The sequence below is a fragment of the Enterococcus sp. DIV1315a genome, assembly GCF_051712325.1.
GTDB lineage: Bacteria > Bacillota > Bacilli > Lactobacillales > Enterococcaceae > Enterococcus > Enterococcus faecalis.
Map to the genome: position 1 here is coordinate 1723681 of NZ_JBIOOS010000001.1, position 15398 is coordinate 1739078.

At 34.4% G+C, this 15398-nt stretch carries 9 protein-coding genes and 1 pseudogene; all 10 read right to left on the reverse strand.

Annotation, left to right across the window (positions count from 1 at the left end; all coding sequences use genetic code 11):
* Window positions 1–8: 8 nt before the first annotated feature.
* Complete coding sequence (locus tag IGJ03_RS08270) at window positions 9–1214, reverse strand: CDP-glycerol glycerophosphotransferase family protein (protein ID WP_002398063.1); 1206 nt, start codon at window positions 1212–1214, stop codon at window positions 9–11.
* Window positions 1215–1239: 25 nt separating this feature from the next.
* Complete coding sequence (locus IGJ03_RS08275) at window positions 1240–2220, reverse strand: glycosyltransferase family 2 protein (protein WP_002398062.1); 981 nt, start codon at window positions 2218–2220, stop codon at window positions 1240–1242.
* A 10-nt stretch (window positions 2221–2230) separates the two neighbouring features.
* Window positions 2231–3208: a glycosyltransferase family 2 protein gene (locus IGJ03_RS08280; RefSeq protein WP_002398061.1), complete on the reverse strand. Its 978-nt coding sequence runs from the start codon at window positions 3206–3208 to the stop codon at window positions 2231–2233.
* A 1389-nt stretch (window positions 3209–4597) separates the two neighbouring features.
* Entirely contained in the window at window positions 4598–7057 is a 2460-nt protein-coding gene (locus tag IGJ03_RS08285) for a DUF5776 domain-containing protein (RefSeq protein WP_438711112.1), read from the reverse strand.
* A 243-nt stretch (window positions 7058–7300) separates the two neighbouring features.
* Window positions 7301–7496, reverse strand: a pseudogene (locus IGJ03_RS08290) (LicD family protein); the annotation flags it as partial.
* Window positions 7497–7520: 24 nt separating this feature from the next.
* Window positions 7521–8279 carry a glycosyltransferase family 2 protein gene (locus IGJ03_RS08295; protein WP_375804610.1) on the reverse strand — a complete coding sequence of 253 codons (759 nt, stop codon included), beginning with the start codon at window positions 8277–8279 and terminating at the stop codon, window positions 7521–7523.
* Window positions 8280–8413: 134 nt separating this feature from the next.
* Complete coding sequence (locus IGJ03_RS08300; RefSeq protein ID WP_375804609.1) at window positions 8414–9811, reverse strand: sugar transferase; 1398 nt, start codon at window positions 9809–9811, stop codon at window positions 8414–8416.
* A gap of 105 nt (window positions 9812–9916) precedes the next feature.
* Window positions 9917–11218 carry an EpaQ family protein gene (locus IGJ03_RS08305; RefSeq protein ID WP_016631008.1) on the reverse strand — a complete coding sequence of 434 codons (1302 nt, stop codon included), beginning with the start codon at window positions 11216–11218 and terminating at the stop codon, window positions 9917–9919.
* A gap of 28 nt (window positions 11219–11246) precedes the next feature.
* A complete protein-coding gene (locus IGJ03_RS08310) occupies window positions 11247–13250 on the reverse strand; it encodes a DUF7657 domain-containing protein (RefSeq protein WP_002383759.1) in 2004 nt (667 codons plus the stop codon).
* Entirely contained in the window at window positions 13251–15392 is a 2142-nt protein-coding gene (locus IGJ03_RS08315) for a glycosyltransferase family 2 protein (protein ID WP_010709669.1), read from the reverse strand.
* Window positions 15393–15398 lie beyond the last annotated feature (6 nt).

Here is a 15398-nt window from a genome sequence, read left to right on the forward strand (position 1 = left end):
ATTCTCAGTTATTTTTTCATTTCTAATAAAATACGATTTCCTATATCTTGACTCGCATGTCCCGTCTCATAAATGTTATGTTCTTTTTTAAAATCACGGACTTTTTTTACATAATCAGAGGCCGAAAAATCTTTGATAGATTTAAGCAACTCTTTTTCTGTTAAAGCAAACGGAAAGGGCAGCTCTTTAAAATCCATCAACAATCCCCGATCCTTTAGATATTCTTCATAGTCATAGGCATAAATAAAACATTTTTTTTCCATAATCAACATTTCTCCTAAAGTTGAAGAATAATCTGTCACCAATGTATCTGTTGCACATAATAATTCTTGCATATCATCATACGAAGAAGCATCTATCATTCCTGTAGGAAGTCCTTCGCCAATTATACGATTTTTGTTTACTGTATCATTTGGATGCAAGCGAATCAACATTACAGCATCTTGATTAAATGTTTTAGAATAGACTTGAATAATTTTAGAAAGTAATTCATTATTCATTTCTAAATCATACTCTTGCCTAAAAGTAGGTGCATACATAATTATTTTTTTTGAAGAATCAATATTAAAATAGCTATATACTTTTTCGATAATGAGCTTATCATAGTTTACTAACAAATCGTTTCTAGGAAGACCGTTTCTAAAAGTCTCTCCCTCATACCAAAATGTATCCTGTACATCAGGAATCATATTAGAAGTTTCAAATAATAGTAAGTCACACATTTGAGAATCTTTTTTTGCTGTTTTTACGTACCTTGATGGCAATTTAGTTTCAACATATTTTTCAATTTGTTTTAATGTAAAGCCAGCATGCCAGGTCTGAATATAAAACTGATTCGCTCTTTTTGGGGGATAAAAACTTTTTCGACAATTGTCAATCCAAATTTTTGCAGTAAACATTTCAAATAATGCTTGAAATGATCGAACATGAACAGTACGAACACTATTTGGACAACCACCGTTTTCTTTAACCCAATGTTTGTCAATTAACCATACTATATCAACCGGTGCCTTAGCTTCCAACAAATAATTACATATATACTTTGCATTATCCCCATAGCCTTTACCATTAAAGTTACTGACTACAATTTTATTCTTTTTAATTGGAAAAAAAATTAAAATCGGATACAGTAAATAGAATATACTATTTGCAAATATTCTTGAAAAGACCCTTGTTTTCAAATAAAGCCACTTATCCTTTAATTTTAAGACCACTTATTAAATCCACCTCTCAGTATAGCTACTTATTAACCTTTCTTAAATACCTCTGTTGCATTTTAGGAAAAACTTTATAAAGCATTGGGTGTATTCGAAGAAATGTTAAACTTAATTTTCTATTTTTAGTAAAATAGGGGTTAGCATAAATAAACTTTTGATTTTCTTTTAAAAAGCCTACTATTCTTTTAGTTATCTCAGGGTATTCTGACTCACTGTCTGATTTCATCATCTTGTCCAAAACATAAAAATTAGCCGCACATACACGTTTGAATGCAAGGTCGCTATATTCTGGCATAATTTCTTGAATAGTATGCCATGCTTGTTCCCAAGAATCAATACTTTCTAAGTCTCGAATATTAAACTTAGAAGCGGTAATGCTTCCTTCTCTATGAACGTAAAAATAATAACTAGCAGTATCTACAACTACCTTTTTACATTGATTTAAAACATCCATAATTACATAAACGTCTTCGTGGGCCTTACCAACTGGATATCTTAAGTCATCAAATATATTCCTCTTATATAGTTTAGCCACCGCATAAACAGATGCTTGTTTACCGATTAAAATCATTTTAGTTGCTTCTTTTTGGGTAACTACATATTTTTCAGAAGGAGTTATCTCAGGCTCTTGACCAGAATAAACACTTGTTACCCCCACAATGGATAAATCAGCATCTTCCTGTATCATATTTTTGTACAATACTTCTAGCATATGTGTATCAATATAGTCATCACTATCTACAAAAGTTAGATACTTCCCTTTAGCAACATCAATCCCTGCATTTCGTGCAGAACTTAATCCACCATTTTCTTTATGAATTACTTTTATCCGCTCATCTAATCTCTTTAATTCGTCACACATTTCTCCTGATGAATCTGTAGAACCATCATCTACTAATAATAATTCAAAATCAGTAAAGGTTTGTGAAAGTATTGATTCAACACATTTTTTCAAATAATTTTCGACATTATAAACAGGAACAATTATACTAATTTCTGACATCTTTAACTCCTTACTTCCCTAAAATTTTTCGATACATAAAATTATATAATGGACCATTTACTAAATATAGAAGTAAACCCATTTTTTTGGCACTACTTGTTTTAGTATTTTTCATTAACTCAACGAGATTTTTTCTAATCCTTTTTCTAGAAAAATCCAGATATTTTTTATTGATTTCCCCTCTAGGTTTACTTGTTATTTTAAATCCTGTAGATAAATATCCATCTAATACTTTATCTAAAGCTAGTGACGATAAAGCAGGATACTCCTCTACTATTTTATTTAACAAAATCTCCCGTTGAGTAACATTATCGTATTGTTTCTCGTTAAATTTTTGATGTACTATACTCGAATGATTTTGGTAATAATAAATCCCTGGCATGGCTAAGTAATTAACGGCTTTGGCTCGTTTCATAACCTCATAGGTAGGCACTATGTCTTCATATAATTTACCTTCAGGAAAACGTACTTCATCAAAAAGGTGATTGCGGTATATCTTATTCCAAGCGTAAAAATCTATTCCTTTATCAACAAAGAGAGAGCGGATGATTGCCTCTTTGTCAGTAATTATTTGCTCTTTAGGAATCAAAGAAATTTCTTTGGTTTCGTTACCCTTTATCAGACCAAACACTACTACATCTATTTCAGGAGAATCAAAAGCTTGGACCGCTTTATCTAAAATGCTTGGTAAAAAATAATCATCACTATCTAAAAAGGCAATAAGGGTACCTTCGGCATACTTCAAACCATAGTTCCTTGCAGAAGCAAGTCCACCGTTTTTTTTATGGTACACTTTTATATTTTTATGTTCTTCTGCTAATTTTTCAGCTAATTTGCCACTGTCATCAGAAGAACCATCATTAACCAAAATTATTTCATAAGGAACTGATAAATCTTGGTTCAAAACGCTAGTTACTGCACGAGTTAACGTGGTCATCACATTATATACTGGAATAACCACGCTTAACTTTAAATTTTCTTTTTCCACACTTTTCCCTCATTTTATTAATATATTTTAACGTTCTCATGCTCAAGGAAATTTACATGTACAAAATGATTGAGCACAATAGATCTTTAAAATATCTCTATAGATATTTCAAGCTCGTCTAATTGTATTATATTTATTAGCTGATATTGAATTCTCTCATGATATAAATAGATAGTTCCTAATTAATTGCATAAACTTTATAATCTTCTTTAGTAACATAAGCCAAGATACATAGCATCTGTTTTTGACTTCTGGTATATGGTATAGTCATAGTAATTCCTTATAACTGTCAAACAGCCTATAAAATTAATTTTTAATAAATCTTATAGCTTTCTTTTAATAATCGCGGGCCAGCTTTATGTCCTTCTCCATTGACTATGGAACACGCTGTACCAGAAAAATTAAGTTTTTATTCTTGCATCAACGTTATCTGGAATGTTTATTTTTCGGGATACTAAACATCATCACTATAAGAAAAGCAACACATTCTATAGTAGCTTTTTTCAACTCTATAATTCCTTATTTTTACAATCCCTAGATTTTTATTATTCTTTATCAACTTGATATGCTTATTTTTTTAATGTACTTGTTAGTAACAAAAATCAATCGATCTCTACTACCATTCTCATTAACTATTAATTTCCAATTTTTATAAGTTTGCTTTCCGATACTTTCTATCGCATTCAAGATATATATTGGAATTATAAACAGGCATAATAGCTGATACAAGTATCTTTTCCATCCATTCACCCCTGCTCTTACTTTATTGCTTACTAGGTAAATAACACCCCATATTATCTCATACGCATACATATATTTCAATTAATCTTTTATAATGATTATCCACAGTTTTATCTCTCTGTAATAAAAACATACTAAGATTAGAGGGGAAATGCATTGACGGATGAATTTCCCCTCTATTGCTCTTTTAAGCGTAGAGTTGTAAGTGAAAGGATGACCGAACATAACCAGTCCCACACAAAAAAACAGTCTCCTTCACTAGAACAATTAAGCAAAAAGTATTCTAGGAATTAGTAAACTCTCTGCAGGACTCATTATTGGTGTATTAGGAGACATTCGCCGTTTTTTTCTCACAAATAACTAAACGCTCTTACCAACTTCTTCACTTTTACGGATTTTTATCCGTTCGTCATGTGTCTGATGCCATGAGTTTCCTCATTTTTAATGGGCAAACAAGAAAATTATTTGATATTGTTGAAAACCGACAACTGCCTTGCTTAGAACGTTATTTTAATCGTTTTCCACTGTCTGTGCGGGAAAACGTTCAAATAGAAAAGATCCAGAGGATTTTATCCTCTGGATTTGACATGATTCTATAATTCCTCTTTCCCGATATTATTTGACAAAGAGTCTTTTTAAGTTACTTAACTAATTCACTTTTTGTACATAACGTTTATTTGAAGTGATATACCCTTGTGGTGTTTTTAATCTTGGATAACCATTTTTACTATATTCAATTCCTTGCACTCTAATAGTAGTTCCTTTTTTTACTGGAGATCCAGGTGTTTTAAATTCTAAATCAGTATAATAACGATCATTGACAAGCATCACAATTTTTACTGGATTTTCTGTATAGTAGTTGTCAATATTACTGATTGCTGCTGAAACGATATCTTTTCTTGCCGTTAAATATCCCTTTCTTGTTACCAAGCGGGGATATCCATTAGATGAATATTCAATTCCTTGCACTTCTACTAGTGTATTCTTTTTCACTGCGGCACCTTTGCTTGTAAAGTCGGCGTTGTTATAAAATGTTTCATCTTTCATTACTACTACTCGACCTGGATTAACTGTGTAATACTTATCAATATTACTGATTGCTGCTAAAACGATATCTTTTCTTGCTGTCAAATATCCTTGAGGTGTCACTAACCGAGGGTACCCAGTTGATGAATATTCAATTCCTTGCACTTCTACTAGTGTATTCTTTTTCACTGCGGCACCTTTGCTTGTAAAGTCGGCGTTGTTATAAAATGTTTCATCTTTCATTACTACTACTCGACCTGGATTAGCTGTGTAATACTTATCAATATTACTGATTGCCGCTAAAACGATATCTTTTCTCGCTGTCAAATATCCTTGAGGTGTTACCAAACGAGGGTACCCAGTTGATGAATATTCAATTCCTTGCACTTCTACTAGTGTATTCTTTTTCACTGCGGCACCTTTGCTTGTAAAATCGGCGTTGTTATAAAATGTTTCATCTTTCATTACCACTACTCGACCTGGATTAGCTGTGTAATACTTATCAATATTACTGATTGCTGCTAAAACGATATCTTTTCTTGCTGTCAAATATCCTTGAGGTGTCACTAACCGAGGGTACCCAGTTGATGAATATTCAATTCCTTGTACTTCTACTAGTGTATTCTTTTTCACTGCGGCACCTTTGCTTGTAAAGTCGGCGTTGTTATAAAATGTTTCATCTTTCATTACTACTACTCGACCTGGATTAACTGTGTAATACTTATCAATATTACTGATTGCTGCTAAAACGATATCTTTTCTTGCTGTCAAATATCCTTGAGGTGTCACTAACCGAGGGTACCCAGTTGATGAATATTCAATTCCTTGTACTTCTACTAGTGTATTCTTTTTCACTGCGGCACCTTTGCTTGTAAAGTCAGCGTTGTTATAAAATGTTTCATCTTTCATTACTACTACTCGACCTGGATTAGTTGTGTAATACTTACTTAAGTCAGGTCCGCTACTACTATTACCCATATCTAAAAAATTACTATAGGTCATGGAAATATCAAATGGACGCCCTTCATAGTTAGCTAAGCCAGGGAAATACATTTGCGAAGACCATTGCCAAGCACCATGGTCATTATTCCACTGCATGGAACTATCTGGAGTATATGGATATTGCGCTACCCATACTCTGTCTCTTCCGAAGGCGGAAGTATCGATATAACCAGCAGTTAACCACCATTTGCCGACATACAACGCATCATTTTTATACCCCAGTGCCTTTAATTGCTGGTTAAACGCAACAGAATTAGCATGGGCGTTTCGCCCATTGTTTGTGAGCGTTGGATCTTCCGCATCATTAAACATTATGGTATTTTTATCTAAGCCAGAGTTAGCCGCCGCCTGAGCAAAATATCTTGCTTCATCTTGTGCTGTCGCAGCAGAGACATACATACTATAGTGATATGCTGAAACTTTTAAGCCCGCAGCTTTGGCATTTCTAATTTGGCCCGCAGCATATGGATTAACATACCAAGTTCCTTCTGTCAATTTAACCGAAACACCTGTTACACCATAGCTTTTAATTTTTTGATATTCAGCTACTGAAATGTCTCCATTCCAACTAGAAACGTCAATAAAATTCTTGCCAGGCAAATTAGGATCATTCGCATAGACGTTCGCAACTGTTGCTCGCGCTACCCTAGAAGAAATGCCGTTTTTCATAGCATATGTTCCTTTTTTATGGTTCGTTCCTTCACGTGCTGCTTCTTGATAATCCGCTTCATCTTGGTCAATGGTCTTTTTTTCTACTTCAGAGCTTTGTGATGCTTCTGTTTTACTATCTGTTGTGTTTGTTTCTGAAACAGAAGAATGTTCTTCCGTTGTACTATTTGTTGAAGAATCAAGAGACTCTTCTTTTGTGCTTGAAGCAGAACTATCTCTTTCAGAGGTATTTTCTTCTGTAACAGAAGATGTATCCTCCGTTGAATTAGTCGTTGTTTCTGACGTAGCTTGAGTGACCAAGCCAGTCTCCCCCGTTGTTTCTGTTTTTACAAGCTCTTCTCCTGATGCAATCACACTAAAACTATTTAATAATACGGTACAAATTAACATACCTGAAATGATTTTTTTCATGAAACTCTCCTTATATATATAGTAATATGTATCTTTCTTAAACACTTGCCATTCGCTCTTAAAAAATGTGTATCCTATAACCTCCAACTAATTGTTTTCACATTTTAAAACTAACACCAATTATTATCTCATACCTTTATTTCAAATTCAATTACGCTTTTTTAACATTCCTATATCAATTTTTTACTTTTAAATGGTAAAAAGATGAAAACAGATCTTTAATCGATTGTTTTCATCTTTTATTTATTTTTTAAGATATTCTGTGTACGATTTTTTAGTATCAACAATTAGTGCTTCATGATGGGGTTGGCGATCTTCCTCTGGTGGGCAATTGCATATAATCCCCAAAAACCTCTGTTAAGTAGCGCTTGTAGCCCACTGGTATTGGCATTTTTGTATCTTCAAACGGAACAAAAATAGCAGATTTAAAATCTTCTATTTGTTCCACTTTTCCTTTTCCTCCCTATTCATTCTTTGCATATTTAAATGTTGTATAGAATAAAAAACGCATTAAGTAAAATGAACTTTTAATAACTGAAAACTGTTCATTTTGACGCAAAATTTTCCAAACCCAACTGATTGTATTCCATTTGTTAGAAGATGTAGAGGTGGTTAGCTTACGATAAATGGCTAATTTTTCGTTAATAAAATAGACCGTATTTATTTCTTTCAAAATGTTTAACCAAGTAGCATAGTCTTCATGTTTTAAATCCGGCATTAAATGGCGTTTAAGCAGATTAGATTCGACTACGACCGTTAAACAGCCGATAGTATTTGTTTTTAAAAGATCTTGATAGGTTTGTGGTCCCTCACTAAAATTACGCTCATGCGTAATGTTGCCATTTTCATTACATACAAAATAAGAACTACATGTAAATAAAAGTTTTTTTTCTTCCATCCACTTGATTTGAACTTCTAATTTATTAGGAAGCCATAAATCATCACTATCTAAAAAGGCAATATATTGTCCCTTTGAAGCTTCAATTCCTTTATTTCTGGTCTTTGCAATGCCCATGTTCTGTTCATTTTTCAGTAAAAAGATTCTTGAATCTTTTTCCATAAAGGCAAGTGCAATATCAATAGAATCATCTTTACTTCCATCATCAATGAGTAATAATTCCCAATTCTGGTAAGTTTGTTCCAGAACGCTTTCAATAGATTTTGATAAAAATTTGCCTGCATTGTACATGGGCATAATAATTGAAACAAGTGCTGTTTTCATTTGTTCACTCCTCGTTGCATTTTATGTAAGAATGTAACAATTTATATTATCGCATAGCTCTTTTATTATTTCAACGTTCCTTATTTCCAAAAAAAGTTTGAGACATAAGCTTAAATAACTTATGTCTCAAACTTTTAACGGTAAATTCTAATAGCATTCTCTTTACAATAATCCATCGTCAATTCTTCACGTTCTTCAGACTCATCCAATCCTCTTGATGATACTTTATCAAAGAGAATTTTGATGGTTTGAAGCAGAATTTTCATATCCAATAGTAATGAATAATTCTTGATGTACAGTAAATCAAAGTTCAATTTACTATTGTAGTCAGAAGCATACTTCCCATAAACTTGGGCATAGCCGGTAATCCCCGCACGTACATTGTGACGTAAATAGTAATTCGGGTTTTCCTGATTAAATTGATCAACAAAGAATGGTCGTTCAGGACGTGGTCCGACAATGGACATATCCCCGCGAATAACATTGATTAGTTGCGGCAACTCATCAATACGTAAAGCGCGCAAGTATTTACCAACTGTAGTGACGCGACTGTCGTTACTTGTAGATAAGACTGGACCTGATTTTGCTTCTGCTGTTGCCGACATCGTTCTAAATTTTAAAATCGAGAACTCACGTTGATCTAATGTAATCCGAGTTTGTTTGTAAATCACTGGTCCCGGTGAGGTTGCTTTGACTAAAATCGCTGCAATAAGCATTAAGGGGGAGGTAATCACAAATAGGCAAACAGAGACTAAAATATCGAATAAACGTTTAATAAAATTCTCTTCTGGTTGAATTTCAAAATTTGAGACTTCGATAATACTTTCATCTTCAAAGTTCATCATGTTTGGTTTTAACATAATTAGATTTTCAAAACTTGTATCTAAAAAGATTTTTTTCTTGTGTTTGACAATTAATTGATACAATTTTACTTTTTCGTTCTCATCAACATTACTTGAAATATAAACAATATCGATTTCATCGATAATTTTTTTTAAGTTTTCATAGTAATTGCTGACAACAACGCTCGTTACTTTATGCTTGTTATTTTTATCAGACATAAAGTTTTGAATTGAACGCATGACTTGATTTTCTTTACCTAGCAAAACAACTTTTCGCTCATTGCTGACCTTTAAGTATAAATAATAAACAAGAATTCGCCAAAGACTTAGAACAATAATTCCGATTATAAAGGAATATCCTAAAACAGAACGTGGGAACGTAAACCAACGTCCGGCAAATGTCACAATCATAATCGTTAAAGTCATTAAAACTTGACCAATCACCGTGACAAAAATGATGTCACTAATTTTGCGATTATAAAAAATATACGCACCTAACAATAAATTCAAAAAGATAAAAAAGATTGAAATGTAAATTGCAGATTTTTCATAAGCCACAAAGTTAAATGAAGGAATTTCTCGGCCAAATTTCACCATAAACCCTAAGATGATTGATAAATTATAGAGCAAAACGTCTGCTAAAATAATTACAATCCGTCTTGCATTACTCCATTCACTTTTTGATGTCATTAAAAACTTCCTCTCTTCACTTCCAGTAATTACATTATTTGTAATAACATGCAACCCCTATATTACCATAATGTCAGCGGACAAGAAAGTTCTATAGGATGAAAATTATCTGCGATGTCTTTGGACACGACTTAATTCTTCAGGTTGGTCCCAGCCCTCTTCGTCAACAGGTGCTATCGGGCGCTCTTCATTGCTAACAGGACTTGTTTGTTTCATTCGTTTTCTTCTTTTAGGCGTCGTTGGTCTTTCATGTCTTCCTCGTTTTTTCTCTGGCCGGAAGTAGAAGGCTAGCCCAAGGAAACTATAAACAATCGGCATCCAATGAGGCGCTAATAAAATATCTTCCATAAATGAATGAATCCAGATTAAAAGGAAGCCTAAAAGTAAACTAACTTGCAAACGATCCAATGTTTTTTTGCGGAAACCAATCAATAAAATCATACTGACTAAAAAACCAAATAAAATCAGATAGCCGATGACACCAAAATTACTTAACGTAAATAGAAAAGCATTATGTGTCCCCAGCGGTTTCCATGAGGCCACAAAAGGCTCCATACCGACTTTAATATGTTGAGGATCAGATAACCATTTAGCAAAAAACTCATGCCAAATTCGTTCTCTTCCTGTAAATAAATCAACAGTATCCGATTCCGCACATAAGTAAAATAACAATGGTCCCAATGCAGCTACTCCGACAAAACCAAACAGCCAAACTTTCGAACGTTGCAAGAAACGTTTTGGTAAAAGATTATCCACCAGAATAAAACCAACTAAAATGGCAAAAGAGGTTTTGGATTGACTGACCCATGTACCTAAAACACCACCAATGTATACAGGTAAAAGCAGCAGGTTAAAAACCTTATTTCTATATGCTTTGATCAAACTACTGGCCATCATTGTTGAAAACATCAATGTTGCACCAATCGTATTGGTATTAATCCAAATACTTTCTAGTTTATTTGATTCTTTAAAAATTTCGTCTGCTGGAATCAACTGAGGCAACTCCACGGACATCCGATACAAAGTCGCACTCAAAGCAACTAAAGAGACAATTAATAAAAGCGTTTGATCCATACGGTCAAAGACACAAACTTTAAAACAAAGGACCAACAAAATAATTAAAGGAATCATTGTATCTGTTTGCATTGTGCTATGACGGATTGATTCCGTAAAGTGAAACAAGAGCCAGGTGGCTAGCGCCAACGCTACGGTCAGCCAGTCAATAAATTTTAATTTCGTACAATTTAATAGCAGTACAAGTATTACTGCTATTAATAATAAAATTGAACTATTGGCATACATATATTTTGTGACTGGCGCATCAATTCCTACGACCCACATCGTATACGAGCCGATCATTGTTACTAATAAAATAAGTCGACCGATTCTATTCAATACTTTTCCCATATTCAAACCTCATTCCATGAATGAATCACTAGTCGTTTATTCGATAAATATATGCCCCGTTCTGATCAGGTCCATATAATTTTTCAAAATGAATCGTTGGTGTGTCTAACGGTTCTAATGGTTTATAAACGACCGCATATTTAATCCCATATTCTTTTAATTTTTCTGGAGATAAACGAGCAATAATCGCATCTTTTTGCATCAACTCTAAAACAGGGGTCTGATTTCCTACTTCAACATTGATGTGCGCATAGCGATTATAAATAAATGTGTCTTTTCCTTTTGGATCTAATGGTTTCCAAGCCTCTAAGTCAGGTGTAAAAGCAACACCGTTAAATGTATGCACACCTAACATTGGCAAATAGCCATACATCAAGCGTTCGCCCACCCACAATTGGTTGGGGTCTTTTTTGTTAATTTCTTCCACTTCTACCGCTAATTTTTTACCATAGACAGCAGAAACGCCTCGAGAAATTGGATTAACAAAGGCACCAGAAACCATAATGATTCCTAATAAGACAAGGACAAATAACGTGCGCCAACGTTTAAATAAAGCAACAATTAAAACGGTAGCGACAACTAAGACACCAATGATGTCCATTCGTGTAACGTATAACCGTAAATTGCCCGTATATAAAACAAAGAAATACAGAACAACATTTAATCCTAGCGCCCCTAACCAGGCCATCATTGGAATTTTTGCTTGGCGATTCCATAAATAATCGATGAACCATAAACTCAATAACACAGCGGCAAACCCAAAGGATAACATCGCCCGTTGTTCTGGCACATAAGACCACAATGTCAACTTAGCAAAAATTGTTGGAAATTGAACGCTCATCCAAACTAAGTTAAATAAACAATACACGAATAAGACAAAACCGTAAATGTTTTCTTTGATTTTTTTATAAAAAATAAATGGTGAGAGCGGCAAAATAACAAAAAATAATTGATAAAAACTACTGATTTCCGAATTATTTGAATATGGAACATCTTGAAACGGCATTTTCCAATTTGTTAAAAATAACAAAATATCGCGTTTAGGCATATCGCCACCTAAACTTACCCGTTTTCCTGGATAAGCGGTATCCATTACTGCTTTTAAGGAATCCAATGAGCCATATAGCGATCCGCCAACAATAATCGCCGTCATCAAGAGTGCCCCACCTATCAGGACCCCATCCCACTTATCCAACTTAATTTTTTTACGAAATTCTAAAAAGAATAAAATTAAAAATAATAAAATCAAATAACCAAGTGGTACTTGTAACGCAGGATAAATAACTAAAACAAATCCTGAGGCCATAATAACAGCCGTTATCGCACAAATGACACGACGTCGAACACTACTATGATAATAGAAATAATTATAAATTCCCACTAAAAAACCTAAGCCAAAAAATACTAAATCTCCAACTGGCGAGACAAACCACCATTGAAGGGCCGAAGAAAACGGAATCCAAACACTTGCTAACAAAGCTAAATATTTATTCCGCCGTGTGACGATCAAGCCAATTTCAAAAGAAAATAAAATTAAGCCAATTAATTTAAGATTCCAATACCACGATAAGCCATATTCTTTGCCTAATAGTACATAGCCCCACGTAAAAGGTTTCGCTAACGTGGCCAAATTCCACGCTGGTGAATTATAGCCTACCACCATGTCTTGCCCATTTAACGTAATCACATCATTATGTGTTTTCAAACCTGTTTGTGTTTGTGAGAGGCTAAATGGGGTTTGAACGAGCCATTCATCCGAGCGAACACCTCTTGGTTCACCAGCAATTAATGAACTTTTTTGACCATCCGCATATTCAGAAACATACGCATCCCACATGTTTAATGAACTACCATGGACTTTAAAGGCTACCAGTAAAATAAAAATGACTGCCGCTAGCAGATAGCGCCAGCGTAACAAATGATCAACCAAGCGAGCGCTCTGCTCAGCTTGGTTGCGTAATGGTTGTTTTTCTTTTCTTGTAGTTAGTTGTTGTTCCATCTTTTCGCTCCATTTCGTCATCCGCAATTGCATCTAGTCAATTCGTAATGAAAAGTTGGGAATATCCCTTGTCAGATTAGGATTATAAAATGGATCATTTTCAATTAAAGGTCCCCATTTTTCTTCCATCATCACTTTTTCTTGTTCAAAACGTTTTTTCTTTTTGCCTTTATCATCATATCCACGAGTTTGAGATTCAAAATGATAAAGCTCTGCTTCATGAAGCCAGACATTGTCACGTCCTAAAGCTTGGACTTTCAAGCATAAATCAACATCATTGAAAGCTACGGTAAACGCTTCTTCAAAACCACCAACTGCATCAAAATCTGCTTTTTTCATAAGTAAGCATGCGGCAGTTACTGCTGAATAATTAACATTAATAGCTAACCGACCAAAATAGCCTAAGTCACCATGGGGATAACCATAATGACCATGTCCAGCGACACCACCTAATCCTAAAATAACGCCTGCGTGTTGGACCGTATTATTTGGATACAATAATTTCGCACCTACACAGCCAATCCGTTCTTGCTGAGCAAATGAAACCATCAAAGTTAACCAATTCTCTGTAATCACTTCGGTATCATTATTTAAAAATAATAAATACTCTCCGTGCGCTTTTTTCGCTGCACGATTGTTAATAGTTGAGAAATTGAATGGAATATCGATTGATTCAACGAAAAAGCGGCCAGGTAATTGTTGTTCAAATTCTGCATACAATTCGTGCATTTTTGGATCTGTACTTCCATTATCAGCCATAATAATCTCGTAATTTTGGTAGGTTGTTTTTTCAATAATCGATGAAACACAACGTTGTACGTCTTTATAGCCATTTTTAGTTGGAATAATAATTGAGACTAACTTTTCAGATTCAATGTCATAATAAACATCGTATAAGCCATTCGCCGCCCCATGCGTTGCATGACCATTAATACCTCGACGAACGAGCGCATCTTGCACGGCTCTTAGCCCCGCTTCAAAAGCATAACCTTTTGAGCCCTGATCCACTGCTGTTGAGGTTGGCAGCATCCGCCAATAGTAAAGAACTTTTGGAATATGTTTGATGCGTTCTTTTGTCGTTTTTTCAGTAAATCTTAAGACTAAATCGTAGTCTTGAGAACCTTCGTAACCTTTTCGAAAGCCGCCAATTTCTTCTAGAATACTCCGACGATACACGCCTAAATGCGAAATGTAATTCGTTCCTAAAAGTAAATCAGGTGACCAATCTGGTTTAAAGGCTGGATCAGAACGATTTCCATCCATGTCAATCTTATCTTCATCACTATAAATTAAGTCCAGTTCTGGGTTTTCATTCAGCACTTTAACCACTTCATAAAAAGCATTGATTGCTAATTCATCATCGTTGTCTAGTAAGGCGACAAATTCTCCTGTAGCAATCGCTAAAGCAGAGTTGGTCGCTTCGGAAATATGACCATTTTGTTCACGAAAGACGACCCGAATTCGCTCATCCAATTGTTGGTACTCTGTTAAAATCTTTTTGACATTGGGATCTGTTGAGGCGTCATCGGCCATACATAATTCCCAATTAGTATAGACTTGATTCAAAATAGAATCAATGCACAACCGAAGCCATTTTTCTTCAACATTATACACTGGCATCGCAATGGAAATTTTAGGTTGATAATGAAATGTTGCGATTTCTTGCGTCATCGCTTCTATGTCTAGTACTTCATTTCTAGCTAACCAGTTAGGATACGAAGCTTGATTTCTTAGTTTCTCAATTTTCGCTCGTTGAATGGTATGAGAAATACCATTTTTAGCCATATACTTAAATCCTTTTTTGGCTTTTATCCAGAGACGAGTCACTTTATCTTCTGTCCCTGGAATCACTGGATATTTTTTATTCAAGGGAAAATCCACCGTTACAACATGTGCTGATGATTGAAAATGAAAAGGGAGTACTTTTTTTTGTTTAATTCCTTCAAGTGTAACAACAAAGCCAGCTTCAATCGCAGGCTCTGTTTGATAAATTTGATTAACATCTTCACGTAAAACGCGCTGAATGTTATAAGCGGACACTTGGTTTTCATTATTAATTGTGAAAGTTGGGCTTTCTTTAGTGATTGTATCCAACGCCCAACCTGTAATGGTTAAATTATTTGTTGTTTTGTCGCGATAGATACTATCAAAGATCACCTTAATGTCTTCATTCATGTGCAT